The 15,369-nt window shown below is 74.7% G+C and carries 15 protein-coding genes and 1 pseudogene; 6 read left to right on the top strand and 10 right to left on the bottom strand.

The genetic code is table 11. The features are described 5' to 3' along the window. The 3 genes from QSK03_RS07795 to QSK03_RS07805 all read right to left on the bottom strand — a co-directional run bounded on the left by QSK03_RS07795 (position 1) and on the right by QSK03_RS07805 (position 2,785). Positions 1 to 1,434, bottom strand: coding sequence for an HNH endonuclease signature motif containing protein (locus QSK03_RS07795; RefSeq protein WP_285650103.1), 1,434 nt, complete (start codon positions 1,432 to 1,434; stop codon positions 1 to 3). Positions 1,435 to 1,618: 184 nt separating this feature from the next. Next, the gene (locus QSK03_RS07800) at positions 1,619 to 1,984 is read right to left on the bottom strand and encodes an SgcJ/EcaC family oxidoreductase (protein WP_285650901.1); all 366 of its coding nucleotides are present in this window, start codon (positions 1,982 to 1,984) and stop codon (positions 1,619 to 1,621) included. A gap of 189 nt (positions 1,985 to 2,173) precedes the next feature. Then, positions 2,174 to 2,785 (bottom strand): PadR family transcriptional regulator, encoded by a 612-nt coding sequence (locus QSK03_RS07805; protein WP_285650105.1) that lies wholly within the window; start codon positions 2,783 to 2,785, stop codon positions 2,174 to 2,176. Positions 2,786 to 2,898: 113 nt separating this feature from the next. On the opposite strand from QSK03_RS07805, the pseudogene QSK03_RS07810 reads away from it, so the two are divergent. The 6 genes and pseudogenes from QSK03_RS07810 to QSK03_RS07835 form a co-directional block, all read left to right on the top strand. Continuing rightward, positions 2,899 to 3,417, top strand: a pseudogene (locus tag QSK03_RS07810) (P-type ATPase actuator domain-containing protein); the annotation flags it as partial. 151 nt (positions 3,418 to 3,568) lie between these two features. Then, a complete protein-coding gene (locus tag QSK03_RS07815) occupies positions 3,569 to 5,407 on the top strand; it encodes an HAD-IC family P-type ATPase (protein WP_285650107.1) in 1,839 nt (612 codons plus the stop codon). Then, positions 5,404 to 6,063 (top strand): O-methyltransferase, encoded by a 660-nt coding sequence (locus QSK03_RS07820; protein WP_285650902.1) that lies wholly within the window; start codon positions 5,404 to 5,406, stop codon positions 6,061 to 6,063. Before QSK03_RS07815 ends, QSK03_RS07820 begins: the two co-directional genes overlap by 4 nt. Positions 6,064 to 6,259: 196 nt before the next feature. Further along, positions 6,260 to 6,442, top strand: a complete 183-nt coding sequence (locus tag QSK03_RS07825) for a hypothetical protein (protein ID WP_285650110.1) — start codon at positions 6,260 to 6,262, stop codon at positions 6,440 to 6,442. Next, a complete protein-coding gene (locus QSK03_RS07830) occupies positions 6,426 to 6,710 on the top strand; it encodes a hypothetical protein (protein WP_285650112.1) in 285 nt (94 codons plus the stop codon). Before QSK03_RS07825 ends, QSK03_RS07830 begins: the two co-directional genes overlap by 17 nt. Positions 6,711 to 6,855: 145 nt before the next feature. Further along, positions 6,856 to 7,188: a hypothetical protein gene (locus QSK03_RS07835; RefSeq protein ID WP_285650114.1), complete on the top strand. Its 333-nt coding sequence runs from the start codon at positions 6,856 to 6,858 to the stop codon at positions 7,186 to 7,188. Between the two features lie 53 nt (positions 7,189 to 7,241). Here QSK03_RS07835 and QSK03_RS07840 read toward each other — a convergent pair whose 3' ends face one another. The 7 genes from QSK03_RS07840 to QSK03_RS07870 form a co-directional block, all read right to left on the bottom strand. Beyond that, the gene (locus QSK03_RS07840; protein ID WP_285650117.1) at positions 7,242 to 8,891 is read right to left on the bottom strand and encodes a flavin-containing monooxygenase; all 1,650 of its coding nucleotides are present in this window, start codon (positions 8,889 to 8,891) and stop codon (positions 7,242 to 7,244) included. Between the two features lie 31 nt (positions 8,892 to 8,922). Then, positions 8,923 to 9,840 (bottom strand): alpha/beta hydrolase, encoded by a 918-nt coding sequence (locus tag QSK03_RS07845; protein ID WP_285650120.1) that lies wholly within the window; start codon positions 9,838 to 9,840, stop codon positions 8,923 to 8,925. 61 nt (positions 9,841 to 9,901) lie between these two features. After that, positions 9,902 to 10,753: a MaoC family dehydratase gene (locus tag QSK03_RS07850; protein ID WP_285650122.1), complete on the bottom strand. Its 852-nt coding sequence runs from the start codon at positions 10,751 to 10,753 to the stop codon at positions 9,902 to 9,904. Then, complete coding sequence (locus QSK03_RS07855; RefSeq protein ID WP_285650124.1) at positions 10,750 to 12,330, bottom strand: class I adenylate-forming enzyme family protein; 1,581 nt, start codon at positions 12,328 to 12,330, stop codon at positions 10,750 to 10,752. The genes QSK03_RS07850 and QSK03_RS07855 overlap by 4 nt, the downstream gene beginning before the upstream one ends. Next, complete coding sequence (locus QSK03_RS07860) at positions 12,327 to 13,571, bottom strand: cytochrome P450 (protein WP_285650126.1); 1,245 nt, start codon at positions 13,569 to 13,571, stop codon at positions 12,327 to 12,329. The genes QSK03_RS07855 and QSK03_RS07860 overlap by 4 nt, the downstream gene beginning before the upstream one ends. Further along, the gene (locus QSK03_RS07865; protein ID WP_285650127.1) at positions 13,568 to 14,548 is read right to left on the bottom strand and encodes an LLM class flavin-dependent oxidoreductase; all 981 of its coding nucleotides are present in this window, start codon (positions 14,546 to 14,548) and stop codon (positions 13,568 to 13,570) included. The genes QSK03_RS07860 and QSK03_RS07865 overlap by 4 nt, the downstream gene beginning before the upstream one ends. Then, positions 14,545 to 15,315 carry a nuclear transport factor 2 family protein gene (locus QSK03_RS07870; protein ID WP_285650129.1) on the bottom strand — a complete coding sequence of 257 codons (771 nt, stop codon included), beginning with the start codon at positions 15,313 to 15,315 and terminating at the stop codon, positions 14,545 to 14,547. The genes QSK03_RS07865 and QSK03_RS07870 overlap by 4 nt, the downstream gene beginning before the upstream one ends. Positions 15,316 to 15,369 lie beyond the last annotated feature (54 nt).

Consider the following 15,369-nt stretch of genomic DNA (forward strand, 5'->3'; position numbering starts at 1 on the left):
TTAGAGGGGGACGCGGGGTGGTCCGCCGGGGATGGGGTGGTGGTCGGTGTCGATGTACCAGGGTGGGGTGAACCAGGGCAGGCCGTCGGTGATGGCGACGGTCCAGTGGCCGTGGTGGATGAGTTGGTGGTGGTAGAGACACAGCAGCACCAGGTTGTGGATCTCGGTGGGGCCGCCGTCTTCCCAGTGATCGATGTGGTGGGCGTGGCAGCGGCGGGGGCCGCGGGTGCAGTCGGGGAACGCGCAGCCGCGGTCGCGGATGTTCAGGGCCCGTCGTAGGGCGTCGGTGACGCTGCGTTGGAGCCGTCCCACATCCAAGGGTTCGGAGCGGGTGCCGAGGATGGCGGGGAGGATCTCGGCGTCGCAGGCCAGGCGGCGCAGGGTGCGGATGTGGACCGGGGTGTCGTCGTCGAGGGTGCCGTGCCCGATCGCGTCGCGCAGCCACTGGTGGTCGATGGTCAGGGTGAGCAGCGCCCGCGCCGCCGACACCGGCCGGCGCCGCTTCGGGCCTGACGGCGACCCGGTGGACCCGGCGGTTCCGGCGGACTCGCTCGACTCGGGGCGGCGGGGTTCGGGGATCAGCGCGTCGAGATCGGACTCGGCCTCGGGCTCGGCATCGTGCTCGGCGTCGGCGTCGTCGGTGTCCTCGGTGTCGGTGTCACCCGTGTCGCCGTCGCCGCTGTCCCGGGTGGGCTGGTCGGGCTCGGCGAGCAGGCCGCTGGGGCTCAGGGCGTCGGCGACGAATTCTTTGAGGGCGGCGGCTTGGCGGCGTTCCAGGGGGCGGTCGTCGTGGGGGCCGGCGGGGGCCGAGCCCGCGTCGAACCCGCTCTGGAGGAGGGCGGCGTCGGTGGGATCGTGGATCGCGCCGCGTAGCAGCAGGGTGCCGTCGCGGCGGTGGGTGAGCCGGAGTTCGTCGCGGTGGTCCTCGAGGTCGTCGGGGGCGGTGCCGTCGGGGTCGAGGCGGGCGAGCAGTTCGGCCGCGGCGCGGTCGAGCCCGCCGGGCCCGAGCCGGGCGGCGTGGGCGGCGAGGTAGGCCTCGGCGGCGGCGATGACATCGGGGGTGAGGGTGTCGACCCGCTCCAAACGGCGCATGGTGCGCCGGATGATCCCCACCTGGGCGGGGGTGATGTCCCCGGCCGCGGCGCCGGCGGCGGTGGCGGGATAGCGCGGGGGCAGCGGCTGGCCGAGCAGCGAGGTCCGCGCGGTGAGGTCGTGGGTCTCGGCGACCAGCCGGGTCGCCTCGGCGCGGGTGACCCGCAGCAGCTCGGCGACCAGCCCGCCCAGCGACCGGTGACCGGTGGCGGCCACCACCCCGAGCCGTTCGAGCTCGGCGATCTGCTCCAGCCGCGCGAACCAGTCCCGGCGCCGCGAGCGTTCGGCGACCTGCAGGGCTGCGAGCGCGGCACGTTCCCGCTCCCCCAGGTCGTCGCTCATGTGTTCGAGTGTACCCGACACCGGCGACAAGAGCGACTTCTGGCGACAATCACTTACGTGCGCGACAGCGGCGACGGCGGCAAGCCCGAGCCTGGCGCCTCGGTGATCGTGGTGGGTTTCCTGACGTTGACCGTCAGCGTGGACGCCAAGCTGACGACCCCCGGCACCACGCGCACCGTCCGGGTCAGCCGCGGGGCGTCTTCCGCGTGTTCTGGAAGGCGCTCACGCGCCAGCCGGCGCCGTCGCGGACAAGCACGTAGGACACGACCGACGCGCGGTCGGCGGCCACCTGTGCCTCGCCGGCGGGCAGGATGCCGCCGCTCGCGTTGACGACGTGGACGACACCCGGCGCGATCTCGCGCAGGGTGATCTCCGGCTCCGGGGCGCCCGGTGGCGGCGTGAGGGTCGAGCTCCGGAGCGGACCGTCGAACAGCCACCGGTGCACGTTCTCGACGGCCTCGCGGCCGTGCAGGACGGTGCCGTCGAAGACGACGTAGGTGCAGTCGTCGGTGAGGGGGCGGCGAACGCGGCGGCGTCGCCGGCGTCCCAGGCGGCGGTGACGGCGTCCAGGACGGTCTGGATCTCGGTGGTGGTGGACACGGCGGTCTCCTCGTCGGCATGGAAGGACCCCGGGCGACGCCTAGACTCGGATGTGCAGTATCGCGCCGGGCGCCCTCGCGGGTGGTCGGGGCCGGCCCGGGTGGTGACGTGGCAGCGCCGCCGCCCGGGCCTCCTGCTGTCAGGTCACCGGAGGCACCCCCTCGGGCAGGACGAGCTCGCGCATGTCGGCGGGCCAGGTGAGCACGCCCGCGTCCAGATCGGCGACGAGCCCGTCGACGAAGGCGCGCTCGGCGTCGAGCCGGGCGGTCTCGAACTCGGTCTCGACGAGGAGCACGCGCGGCAGGTGGGGCACCTCGCCGGCTGCCGCGCGGTTCCCGTCGGCGCGGCGGGACAGCTCCTCCGAGCGCGCCCGCAGCGCTGCGGCGGCGTCGGCGACCGGCAGCACGCCGACGAAGGAGAGCGCGGCGGTCAGCAGCGTCGCGTCGGGATCGGGGACGGCGAGCAGGCGGCGAACGCGGTCGCGCAGCGCCTCACGCCCGGCGCCGGTGAGCGCGTAGACCGTGCGCTCCGGGCGCCCCTCCTCGCGCTCGACGCCCGCGACCTCGATGAGCGCGGCCTTCTCGAGCTTCCCCACCGCGTGGTACATCGAGCGCGGCAGCCCGGTGACGAAGTCCTTGTGCGTCACGACCATGAGCCGCTGCATCTCGTAGGTGTGCCGCGGTCCGGTGAGCAGCAGGGCGAGCACGGTCAGCCCCGGCAGGTCCCGGTCCTCGCGGCGCAGTGAGGTCATAGTGCGGCGGACATTACTGCAACCTGCACTATGAACACCAGAGCCCTTCAGCCGGAGGCCAGGTGCGGCCGGGATCATGTCGGCGTGCGAGGGACCGGGCGGGAGGCGACGGGATGACGGCCACGGTCGTCGAGGGCCTGACCGAGGCGCGGGCGCAGGAAGGGGCGCGCGCGGGCCGGGCCAACACGCCGGTCTCGGGCTCCGGCCGGACCACGGCGCGGATCCTGCGGACGACGGTCTTCTCCTTCTACAACAACACGCTGTTCGTCATCGGCATCGCGCTGCTGGTGCTCGGCCGCTACAGCGACGCCCTGGTCAGCGTCGGGCTGGGCATCGTCAACGCGGCCCTCGCGGCCGTCCAGGAGCTGCGGGCCAAGCGCCAGCTCGACCGCCTGCAGCTGCTCGCCCGCGAGCCCGTGACGGTGGTGCGCGACGGCGAGGACCGCACGGTGGCACCGGACGAGGTCGTCGTCGGCGACCTGGTCCGGGTGCGGACCGGCGACCAGATCGTCGTGGACGGACCGGTCGTGCAGGGGCGGGTCGAGGCCGACGAGTCGCTGCTGACCGGCGAGTCCGACCCGGTCGCCAAGGAGGTCGGCGACCCGCTGCTGTCGGGCTCGTCGTGCTCCGGCGGGGAGGCACTGATGCGCGCCGAGGCCGTCGGCGCCGACAGCCACGCCGGCCGGCTCACGCTCGCGGCACGCGCCGACACGACCGCGCTAACCCCGCTGCAGTGGCGCATCGACCTGGTGGTGGCGCCTGCTGATCCTGCTGGTGCTGCTGATGAGCGGCGCGATCCTGGCGCAGGCCGCCCTCGACGGGTCCACGGTGCTGCGCTTCGTGCAGACCTCCGCGGTCCTGTCCGGCCTCGTGCCCTACGGGCTGTTCTTCCTCATCGCGGTGGCCTACCCCGTCGGCGCCGCCCGCATCGCCGGGCGCGGGGCACTGGTCCAGCAGACCAACGCCGTCGAGGCCATCAGCCGCGTCGACGTCGTGTGCACCGACAAGACCGGCACCCTGACCACCGGCCGGCTGAGCCTCACCGAGGTCGTCGCCGAGGACGAGGCCGGTGCCCGGGCCCTGCTGGGCACCTTCGCCCGCTCGGTGAGCAGCACCAACGCCACCACGACGGCGCTGGCCGCGGACACCTCGCTGCCCGGCGAGCGCGCCGGGACCGTCGACGAGGTCGAGTTCCGCTCCGCGCTGCGCTGGTCGGGGATCACGCTGGCCGACGGCACCTCGCTGGTCCTCGGCGCCCCGTCCACCCTGCGGGCCGCGCTCGCCGACCCGGGCGTGGTCAGCGAGGACGCCGTCCGGGCCCGCACCGACCAGGGCCTGCGCGTGCTGGTCCTGGCCCGGGCGGAGGGCCCGCTGCGGGACCACGGCGGCGACGGGGACCGGCCCCGCCTACCCCGCCCCCTGCACGCGGTGGCCCTGGTCGCGCTGGCCGACGAGCTGCGCGAGGGCGTCACCGAGGTCCTGACCGGGCTGACCGACGAGGGCGTCGCCGTGAAGATCATCTCCGGCGACGACCCCGACACCGTCGCCGCCCTCGCCCGCCGCGCCGGGCTCGACGCCCCCGCCGTCCCGGGCCCCCGCCTCGCCGCCCTCGATGGCGCGGACCTCGACGAGGCCGTCGACACCTACGGCGTGTTCGGCCGCATCGCCCCCGAGCAGAAGGAACAGATCGTCGCCTCGCTGCGCCGCCGCGGCCGCCAGGTCGCCATGGTCGGCGACGGCGTCAACGACGCCCGCGCGCTGAAGCAGGCGCAGGTCGGGGTGGCGATGCGCTCGGGCAGCGCGGTCACCCGCGACGTCGCCGACATCGTGCTGCTCGACGACTCCTTCACCACCCTGCCGCCGGCCCGCACCGAGGGCCGCCGCATCATCGCCGGCGTCAGCTCCTCGATGTTCCTGTTCCTGTCCCGGGTCGCGACGCAGATGCTGGTCATCCTGACCGTGACCCTGCTCGGGCTCGGCTTCCCCTACACCCCCACCCAGGTCGGGCTGACCCTCTTCACGGTCGGGCTGCCGACGTTCTTCCTGACGATGTGGGCGCGCCCGGAACCCCCGGCCGAGGACCTGCTCGTGTCGCTGGCCCGCTTCGTCATCCCGGTCGGCGTCCTCACCGCGGGCTTCGCCACCGCGATCTACGCCTTCCTGTACACGCGGATCCTCTCCGGCTTCACGGAGACCCCGGAGCCCCGCGCGATCGCCCTGTTCGAGCAGTACACCGGCCTGACGTACGGGGTCGACGCCGACTTCGCCGAGGCGTCGGCCACGCTCGGCGCCCAGTCGGCCATGTCGGTGTTCGTCTCCGTCATCGCGATGGTCCTGATCCTGCTCCTGGAGCCACCGCACCGGATCTTCACCGCGTGGCGGCCGGTCAGCAGCGACCGGCGCCCGACCTGGCTGGCCCTGGGCCTGTTCGTCGCGTTCGTGATCGTCCTCATCGTGCCGGCGACGCGGGAGTACTTCGGGCTGACGGCGCCGGACCCGCCGGTGGTGGAGTTCCCGGCGATCGGCCTGGTGGTCTGGTTCGTGACGTTGAGCCTCGTGCTGCGCCACCGCGTCCTCGAGCGGATCCTGGGTCTGCGGGATCGGCCTACCGTCGGGGCATGACGACCGCGGCCGACGTCGACGACTGGTTCTGCGAGCACCTCCACCTCGAGGACGACGCCCTGCGTGCCGCGCGCGAGCGCGCGCAGGCCGAGGGACTGCCGGACATCGCGGTGCCGCCGTCCCACGGCGCGCTGCTCGCGACGCTCGCCCGTCTGGCCGGGGCCCGGCGCGTCCTGGAGGTCGGCACGCTCGGCGGCTACTCCACGATCTGGCTCGCCCGGGCCGTCGGCCCCGAGGGCCTCGTCACGACCCTGGAGGTCGACCCGCACCACGCCGAGGTGGCGCGGACCTGCGTCGACGTGGCCGGGGTCGGCGACCGGGTCGAGATCCTCCTCGGGCCGGCGCTGGACAGCCTGCCGACGGTGAGCGGGCCGCTCGACCTGGTCTTCGTCGACGCCGACAAGCAGAACAACGCCGCGTACGTCCGCGCCGCGCTCCCCCTCGCGCGCCCGGGCACCGTGATCGTCGTGGACAACGTCGTGCGGGACGGGCGGGTCGCCGACCCCGAGGACGACTCGGCGGTGGTGCGGGGAGTGCGCGAGGTCGTCGACCTCGTCGACGCCGACCCGCGCCTGGAGCTCGCCACGGCGCTCCAGACGGTGGGGCGGAAGGGGTGGGACGGGTTCCTCGTGGCGGTCGTGGGGACGACCGGCTGACCGGGTGATCCGGCGTGCGCCGATCCGGTGCTGTTTCGGTCCAGACCGCCCACCGATGGCGATGATCTCGTGACCTGGACCACCATCGCCGGTGCCGTGTTCAGTCCGCGAGGCACGGCCGACTCTCCGTGATCGTCGGCGTGGCTTTCCTGGCCCGCGAGCACGGCCCCGGTGGTGGACGAGGAGGTCCCCGCCCATGTGGCACCTGCACTGGCAGGCCGACGCCCGGCGTCGGCCACGCACCGTCGAGCCGCCGCGTCCCCGCGTGGCCGGCGACACGAGGTCGGGGCGGGCCTCGTTCCCGCTCGTCTGGCGCGACACCCCGGCCGGCACGCTCGCCGGCGACGTCCCGGAGTCGGTCCGTGTCCGCGGGCGCTGAGGGCACCCGGGCCGACATCTGCCGGGAGGTCTCGCACGCGCTGGCCCCGTGCTCGCGGTGCGACGGCGGCGTGACGCTCTCGGGCTCGGCGGCGGCCGCGCTCGCCGAGCTCTTCCGGTCGCTGGCCCGCGAGGGGGACGAGGTGCCCGACGCCGCCGTCCGGGCCGCCCGGCGGCTGCTCGCGGATCTCGAGCCCCCGGCCGACGCGGGCGCTCCCGAGCCCCGGGCGCCCGCCGACCGGACCGGGCCGCTGCTGGCGTCCCGCTGAGCGTCACGGAGCGCGATCGACGCCTCGCGGAGAAATCGTCCGTCGAGCAGGAACATCCCCGCCTCGCCGGGTCGTCAGAGAGCCGAACGCCCACCGCACCGGGCACCGAGCCATCCCTGGCACTCACCGAGAGCGAGCACCGATCATGAGCAGCACCGCCGGCGACAGCTACTCCTTCGCCAACGGCTCCGTCTACGACGCGTCCGGTCAGGTGGTCGGGACCTACCACACCGACGCCGCCGGGAACATCGACTCGGTGTCGACCGACGAGGACCACAACGGGTACGTGGACACCGTCATCGCCGACACCGACCACAACGGCTCCTTCGAGTCCGCCGTGGTCGACACGAACGCCGACGGCTACGGCGAGACCGTGCTCGTCGACACCGACAACGACGGTGACTTCGACACCGCGGCGGTCGACACGAACGCCGACGGCACCTACGAGACCACCTCCTACGACCCCGCCGGCTTCTGAGCTATGTGAGCGGAATTCCCGGCTATGACCGGGAATTCCGCTCACATGCGCCGTCAGGTCGAGGAGAACGCGAAGCCCGGGTAGCCGTCGGCGGCCAGCTGGTCGCAGTGCGCCCGGTAGTTCCCGACGCCGCCGATGTAGGCCATGAACACCCGCGGCTTGCCGGGCACGTTCGCGCCCATGTACCAGGAGTCCGCGCGCGGGTAGAGGGTGTACTCGCCGACCTCGCGGACGTGGTCGGTCCAGCCCCGTTCGGCGTCCTCGGTGGACTCGACGACGGTGTCGCCCCGCGCGTGCGCGAACGCCACGGCGTCGGCGACGAAGTCCACGTGCTGCTCGATCGACACCATCATGTTCGACAGCACCGACGGGCTGCCCGGACCGGTGATCATGTAGAGGTTCGGGAACCCGGCGACCTGGAGACCGAGGTGCGACACGGGCCCGTCGGCCCACTTGTCGGCGAGCGGCCGGCCGCCGCGGCCCCGGACGTCCATCGCCAGCAGCGAGCCGGTCATGGCGTCGAAGCCGGTGGCGAACACGAGGTCGTCGACCTCGTACTCCCGCTCGCTCGTGCGCACGCCGTGCTCGGTGACCTCCGTCAGCGGCGTTTTCTTCAGATCGACGAGGTGGACGTTCGGCCGGTTGAAGGTCGCGTAGTACCCGCTGTCGAGGCAGGGGCGCTTGGTGCCGAACGGGTGGTCGCGCGGCGAGAGCGTCTCGGCGGTCTCCGGGTCGTGCACGACCTCGCGGATCTTCTCGCGGACGAACTCCGCCGCGGTCTCGTTGGCGTCGGCGTCGACGATGCTGTCGGTGTAGGAGGCCAGCAGCCCCACCAGGTTGCGGCCCCACACCGACTCGTACTTCGCGTGCCGCTCGTCCGGGTCGACCTCGAGCGCGGACTGCGTCGCCTCCGGCACGGGGACGCCGAATCCCGAGGTGCGGGCGGCCTCCCGGTGCTCGCGGTAGGTCTTCTTGCGCTCCGTCTGCGCCTCGTCGGACAGCGGCGCGTTGTTGGCCGGCATGCTGAAGTTCGCGGTGCGCTGGAACACGGTCAGGTCGCCCGCCTGCTCGGCGATGAGCGGGATGGCCTGGATGCCCGACGACCCGGTGCCGATCACGGCGACCCGTCGGCCGGTGAAGTCGACGGGGTCGTGCGGCCAGTGCGCGGTGTGGAAGGTCCGCCCGGCGAACGTCCCGACGCCGGGGATCTCGGGCAGCTTCGACGTCGACAGGCAGCCCGTGGCCATGACGAGCTGCTCGGTGTCCCAGCGCTCGCCCGCCTCCGTCGTCACCGTCCAGCGGCCGTCCTCGTCGCCGAAGTGCGCGGAGGCCACGCGGGTGCCGAGGCGGACGCCGTCGTGCAGGCCGAACCGGTCGGCGACGTGGTGGACGTAGCGCAGGATCTCCGGCTGCGTCGGGTACTTCTCGGTCCAGTCCCACTCCTGCTCGAGCTCCGGGGAGAACGAGTACGAGTACTCCATGCTCTCGACGTCGCACCGGGCGCCGGGGTAGCGGTTCCAGTACCAGGTGCCGCCGATGTCGCCGCCGGCCTCGAGCACGACGGTCGTCAGACCGAGCTCGCGGAACCGGTGGAGCATGTAGAGCCCGGACAGACCCGCGCCGACGACGAGGGCGTCGACGCGCCGGGTGTCGGACGCGCTGCCGGACGCGGTGCCGGCGGGCTGGGCGAGGGTGTCGGTCATCGTGGTCACCTCCGGGGTGATCTCGGGCCGGTCAGCGCGACGCGAGCGCCTTCGCGATCTCGTCGACGACGAAGTCCATCCCCACGGCGGCGCCGGGCAGCATGAGGAGCGTGAAGAAGCCGTGCATCTGCCCGGGCACGAGCAGCGTCGAGACGCCGGTGCCCGCCTCGGCGAGGCGGTCGGCGTAGGCCTGACCCTCGTCGCGCAGCGGGTCGTGCTCGGCGAGCAGCACCGCGGCGGGCGGCAGGCCGCCGAGGTCGTCGGCACGCAGGGGTGACGCGTCGGGCTGCCCCCGCAGCGAAGGGTCCGGGGCGTAGTGGCCCCAGAACCAGATCATGGCGGCGCGGCTGACGATCAGCTGGTTGTCCGGGTCGACGTACGACGGGCGGTCGACGTTCGCGTCGGTGACGGGGTAGACGAGCACCTGGGCGGCCAGCGCCGGACCCCCCGCGTCCCGCGCGCGGCGGGCCACGATCGCGGCGAGGTTGCCGCCCGCCGAGTCGCCCGCGACGACGATCGGGACGCGGGCGCCGGCGAGCGTCTCCACCTGCTCGTCCACCCAGCGCAGCGCCGTCCACGCGTCCTCGACGGCCGTCGGGTAGCGGTGCTCGGGGGCGAGCCGGTAGTCGACGAGCACCACGACGCACCCGGTGCGCACGGCGAGCGTCCGGCCGAGGTTCTCGAACTCGTCGAGCGCCCCGATCACCCACCCGCCGCCGTGGTAGTAGACGACGACGCCGCGCGGGGTGCCCGCGGGCACGATCACCCGGACCGGCACGGGGGCGTCCGGGGGCTCCGCGACGAGCTCGACGTCGGGGCCGGGCCCGTACATCTCGGCCAGCGCCGGGCCCAGGCCCCGCGCCTGCTCCGGGGTCATGTCGCTGATCGGCGGCAGCCCGCTCTCCCCGAGCTGGGTCAGCAGCGCCGTGCTCGCCTCGTCGAGAGCCATGGACCCGCCTCGTCACGTCGGCTACCAAACGACCGGTAGTTTAACGACGACGTGGCCGTGATCACAATGATCTCCACGGACCCGGCGGACCCCACTCGGCGCGGCCGGTCACGGCGTCCCGCCCGTCGGCGTGCCGGAGCGCGAAGGTGCCGTCGTCGCCGGCCGCGGGCGTGACGACGTCGCCGGCCACGACGGTGGCCCGGAACCGCGCCTCGAACGCCGTGAGCGTCGCGTCCGGGCGCCGCGCGGTGAGGAAGGTCAGCGCGTACGCGAGGTTGGCGGGCCCCTGGTTGACGCACGCGCGGCCGTACCCGACCGCGGCCGCGGCGTCGGGGTCGAGGTGGATCGGGTTCGGGTCGCGCAGCAGCAGGGCCATCAGCTTCATCTCGTCGGCGCGGACGGTGAGCGACGGGCCCCGGTGCGGAAGGTGGGGGAGGTGCTCCCGGGGCGTGCCCACGGACGGGGCCGACGGCTCCGACGGCGCCGCGACCCCCCGCCGGGGCAGGAGGAAGCCATAGGTGGCCGTGAGCACCGGCACGCCGTCACGCTGCAGGTCGAGCACCATCTCGACGTCGTCGAACGTCCCCAGCACGCGGCCGTGGCGACGCCGGACCGTCGTGATCCCGCCGTGCACCTCGTGCTCGGCGTCGAGCACCAGGGGACCCGCGAACCGCGCACCGAACCGCCCCAGCAGCGGCCCGGCCTCGAGCGGGCAGCCGAAGCTCGCGAACAGCTCCCCCAGCGACGGGCCCATCCCCCGCTGCGGCGCGAGGAACGCCCAGATCGGGTGCGGTGCCGGCGCGCGGGGCGAACGTACCGCGTCGTGCATCAGCAGGCTCTCGTAGCCCTCGACACGGGACGTGCCGCCGGGCAGGCGCCGACCCGCGAGCTCGTCGGGGGCGGGCGCCGTCACGCGCCCACCCGGGGCGCCTCGGTGACGCCGGCCGCCGCGAGCTCCTCGGCGATCCGCGCCCGCAGCTCCACCTTGCGGATCTTCGTCCCGGACATGGGCCACTGCTCGACGAACCGCACGTAGCGCGGCACGCGGAAGCTCGCGATCCGCCCGACGCAGTGGGCGATCAGCTCCTCGGCGGTGACGCTCGCCCCCGGCGCGAGCTGCACGAAGGCCGCCGGCACCTCGACGTACCGGGCGTCGGGCGCGGCGACCACCGCGACCACGCCGACCGCGGGGTGCGTCAGGAGGTGGTTCTCGATCTCGGCGGCGGAGACGTTCTCCCCGCCGACCTTGAGCATGTCCTTGAGCCTCGTGCGGAACGTGACCCGCCGGTCGGCGTCGACGGTGACGACGTCGCCGGTGTGCACCCAGCCGTGCGCGTCGATGGTCGCCGCCGTGGCCTCGGGGTCGCGGAAGTAGCCGTCGAACGCCGTGGGGCCGCGGAAGAGGAGCTCGCCGGGGACGTCGGGCGGCAGGTCGGCGCCGGTCTCCGGGTCGACCACCCGCACGCTCATCCCCGGCATCGGGTGCCCGCCGGTGGTCAGCCGGGCCTCGAGCGGGTCGTCGAGACGACCGAGCGCGAGGAACGCCGACGACTCCGTCATCGCCACGCACGAGACGTGCACGGCCTGCGGCACCCGGTCGGCCATCGCGCGCAGCCGCTCGGGGACGCCGACCGCCATGACCAGCCGGATCGCCGACCAGTCCCGGTCCGGCCGGTCGGGGCGGTCGAGCACCGGCATCCAGATCGTCTCGAACGCCGCGAGCGCCACCGTGATCCGCTCGGACTCGAGCAGCGCCGGCGTCGTCGCGGGGTCGAAGAAGCCGGGGTGGACGAACGTGGCGCGGGCGGTGAGCGCACTGAGCGCGAACGTGATGCCGCCGCCGTGGAACAGCGGGATGGCGGTCCAGATCCGGTCGACGGACGTCAGCGCCATCCGCTCCGCGATCCCGGCCGCGAGCCGGACGAGCGCCTCGTGGGAGAGCAGCGCGCCCTTCGGCGCGGCGGTGGTGCCGGACGTGTAGACGAGCACGGCGGCGTCGCGGACGCGGGTGCCGGCCTGCACATCGGCGACGGCGGCCGGGTCCCCGCCGCGCAGCTCGTCGAGCGTCACCAGCGCGCGCAGCTCCGGCGTCGGGCCGGCGTCCACGGCCTGTCGGGCCAGCTCGGCGAGGTCGGGGGCGCCCGGGGTGCTCGGCGGCGCCGTGACCACGACCGCGGCCCCGGAGTGCACGACGACGTGGCGCACCTCGTCGGGCCGGTAGCGGGCGTTGACGGGCACCGCGACCGCCCCCACCCGCGTCACGGCGAGCAGCAGCGCGACGAGGTCGGCCGAGGCGGGCAGGAGCAGCGCGACGCGATCGCCCGGCGCGACGCCGAGCGCGAGCAGGGCGGCGGCGTGGCGGACGGAGCGGTCGACCAGCCCGCCGACCGTGAGCCGCTCGCCGTCGGCGAAGACCAGCGCCTCCGCGTCGGGGTCGGCGGAGGCGGACTCGTCGACGAGCTCGAACAGGGTGGTGACCCGGGGCCTCACGACCGGCTCCCCACCGCGTGCCCGTCGTGCACCACCGGCAGCGACGTCTGGGCCCGCGAGGCGATCGTCGGGAGGTACTCCGGGTCCCCCGCCACCCGCAGCCCCGGCAGCCGCCGCAGCAGCGTCCCGACGGCGATCCGGGTCTCGATCCGCGCGAGCTGCGCCCCGATGCAGGCGTGGATCCCCCGCCCGAACGCGACGTGCGTGGCCCGTTCGCGGGCGAGGTCGACGGTGTCCGGGTGCGGGAAGCGCTCCGGGTCCCGGTTGGCGCCGGGCAGCAGCAGGTAGACGCGCTCGCCCTCGCGGATCGTGCGTCCGCGCAGCTCGTGGTCGGCGACGACCCAGCGCACCAGCACCTTGATCGGCCCCACCAGCCGCAGGGACTCCTCCACGGCGGGGTTGACCAGCGCCGGGTCGTCGCGGAGGCGGTCGCGCAGCCCGGGGTCGGCCGTGAGCAGGCGGATCGCGTTGGCGATCGCGTTCGTCGTCGTCTCGTGCCCGGCGAACAGCAGCAGCGCGCACATGCCGACGAGCTCGTCGTCGGACAGGGCGTCTCCCTGCGAGCCCTCGGAGCCGCCGGCGATCATCGCCGAGAGCATGTCGCCCCCGGGGTCACGGCGGCGCCGGCCGACCAGCTCGCGGAAGTATGCCGCCATCTCCTCGAGCCCCCGCAGCGCCCGGGCGTGGCGGTCGGGCCGGGCGTCGCCGCCGGCGCCGAAGGCCACGAGCGCGAGCTCGTCGGACCACTCCCGGAACCGGTCGCGGTCGGCGGGCGGCGCACCGAGCATCTCGGCGATGACGATCGCGGGCAGCGGGTAGGCGACGCCGGCGACCAGGTCGGTGCCCCGCTCGGCGAGGAACGCGTCGACCAGCTCGTCGACCAGCGCCTGGATGCGCTCCTCCATCGCCGCGATCTGCTGCTGCTTGAACGCCGCCCCGGACAGGCGCCGCAGCCGGGTGTGTGCGGGCGGGTCGGTGACCACCATCCAGTCGCTGATCAGCCCGAGGATGCGCTGCGACGGGTCGTCGGACGGGCCCTTCTCCATCACCGGCCGCACCCGGTCCGACGAGAGCGCCGGGTTGCGGAACGCGGCGACCACGTCGTCGTAGCGCGTCACGAGCCAGGCGCGGTGTCGCGGGCTCCAGTGCACGGGGTCGTGGGTGCGCAGCACCGCCGCGGCCGCGTCGGGGTCCGCGATCGCCGCGGGGGCCAGCAGGTCGTCGGGGAGCTCGTCGGTCACGACACACCTCGGGCGGGGACGGGCTGGGGGGTCGATCCGGCGAGGCCGGGCCGCAGGACGTCGGTGACGAGCTCGAGGTGGCGCTCGACGACGTCGTCGGGCAGCCCGCCGAGATCGGCGAAGCAGAAGACGTCGGTGACGGGGAAGCCGCGCAGCTCGTCGAGCTGGGCCCGGACCGCGGCCACCGCGTCCTCACCGGTCTGCACCCGGAGCTTCGGGAACGTGGTGTCGCCCGGGGTCCTGGCCTGCTCGTCGTTGCCCCGGTAGGACTCCCGGTTGCGGCGGGCCGCGGTGCGCACCTCGGCCTTCGCCGCGTCCGGGTCGTCGGCGAGCAGCACGTTGACGAGCCCGCCGAGGCGACCCCGCGCGGCCGGCCACCCGCCGGCGGCGAGGCCCTCGGCGTACGGGGCGAGCAGCGCGGGGTCGAGCCAGAGCAGCCCGGCCCCGGCGCGCCCGGCGAGCCGCGCCCCGCGGGGTCCGCGGGCACCGACCCACGTCGGCAGCGGGTCCTGGACCGGCGCCGGGGTGACGGTGCCGTCGGCCCACAGCGCGGGCAGGCGGCGCAGCTGGTGCTCCAGGATCGTGTAGCGCTCCCGGTGCTCGACGCCGGCCCGGGCGAGCTCCTCGGCCCGCCAGCCCGCGCCGACCCCGAGCTCGAGGCGCCCGCCGGAGACGAGGTCGACCACGGCGGCCTGCTCCGCGAGCGTCTCGGCGGGCAGCATCGGCCCGATCACGACCGCCGTGCCGACCCGCAGCGTGCGGGTGCGGGCGGCGATCGCGGCGGCGGCGGTCAGCGGGGCTGGCAGGTAGCCGTCGGCGAACCCGTGGTGCTCGGTGACCCACGCGGCCTCGAGCCCGCGGTCCTCCGCCGCGGCGACGCGGTCGAGGGTGCGCGCGTAGACGTCGGCGCCGCGGGAGCCCGGCGGGAGGCGCAGGTCGAGGTAGAGGCCCACCCGCGGGTGGTGGTCGCCGCTCATGCCCGTGCCCCGGCCGACGTCAGGGCCTTCGCGAGGCCGAGGCGGTCGCGGACGACCTGCCCGCTCACGACGCGGCCGCCGGTGACGGTGACCAGCGCGGCGGCGTGCAGCGTCGCGGGTGCGCCGACGTGGTCGTCGGTGCCGGGACCGAGCCCCCCGCGGAACCGGCCGCGCACGGTCACGTGGAGCGCGGCCCGGTCGCCGGCGGTGAACAGGTCGTCGACCACGACCTCGTCGGCGTCGACGAGGTCGCCGGGCACGCGCCCGTCGTCCATGACCACGTCGTTCACGGCCGGGGCGCCCTGGGCGGCCCAGGCGGCCGCGACCGCCTCGACCCCGCTGTCGGGCTCCCGCGCCACGGTGTCCCACGGCGCGAGCGCGGGCGGCGGCACCGCGTCGGGGACGCCGTCGGCGAGCTGGCGGCGGCGGGCGAGGTAATCCTGCTCGACGCGGTTGGCGGTCAGCCGGCTGCCGTTCCACGCGTAGAGCCCGAGGCCGCGCCAGGCGGCCAGGGCACCGTCGTGACGCACCGAGGCGCCGTGCTCGGAGAAGAGGAGGGCGAGGCGCTCGCCGTTGGTCACGACGTCGTGGACGGTGAGCCCGAGGCCCGGGAACTGGTCGAGCTGGCGGCGCGTCGCGGGCTTGTAGGCCTCGTCGCGGCCGGCGACCTCGTGCGGGCCCATGACCAGGACGTAGTCGGGTTCCATGATCTCGTCGCAGACGGCGAGGTCGTGGGAGTTCGTGTAGTCGACGACGTAGCGGCGCATGAGCGCGACGAAGGGCTCCGGCTGTGTCGATGGTCGAGCTCCGGCAGGCTCCGT

This window comes from Actinomycetospora sp. NBRC 106375 (assembly GCF_030269665.1).
GTDB lineage: Bacteria > Actinomycetota > Actinomycetes > Mycobacteriales > Pseudonocardiaceae > Actinomycetospora.

Excerpts from the sequence above, each read along its gene's own strand:
- QSK03_RS07865 (WP_285650127.1), bottom strand. The coding sequence starts at position 14,548 with ATGAGCGGCGACCACCACCCGCGGGTGGGCCTCTACCTCGACCTGCGC.
- QSK03_RS07840 (WP_285650117.1), bottom strand. The coding sequence starts at position 8,891 with ATGACCGACACCCTCGCCCAGCCCGCCGGCACCGCGTCCGGCAGCGCG.
- QSK03_RS07815 (WP_285650107.1), top strand. The coding sequence starts at position 3,569 with ATGAGCGGCGCGATCCTGGCGCAGGCCGCCCTCGACGGGTCCACGGTG.
- QSK03_RS07825 (WP_285650110.1), top strand. The coding sequence starts at position 6,260 with ATGTGGCACCTGCACTGGCAGGCCGACGCCCGGCGTCGGCCACGCACC.
- QSK03_RS07870 (WP_285650129.1), bottom strand. The coding sequence starts at position 15,315 with ATGCGCCGCTACGTCGTCGACTACACGAACTCCCACGACCTCGCCGTC.
- QSK03_RS07805 (WP_285650105.1), bottom strand. The coding sequence starts at position 2,785 with ATGACCTCACTGCGCCGCGAGGACCGGGACCTGCCGGGGCTGACCGTG.
- QSK03_RS07845 (WP_285650120.1), bottom strand. The coding sequence starts at position 9,840 with ATGGCTCTCGACGAGGCGAGCACGGCGCTGCTGACCCAGCTCGGGGAG.
- QSK03_RS07795 (WP_285650103.1), bottom strand. The coding sequence starts at position 1,434 with ATGAGCGACGACCTGGGGGAGCGGGAACGTGCCGCGCTCGCAGCCCTG.
- QSK03_RS07820 (WP_285650902.1), top strand. The coding sequence starts at position 5,404 with ATGACGACCGCGGCCGACGTCGACGACTGGTTCTGCGAGCACCTCCAC.
- QSK03_RS07835 (WP_285650114.1), top strand. The coding sequence starts at position 6,856 with ATGAGCAGCACCGCCGGCGACAGCTACTCCTTCGCCAACGGCTCCGTC.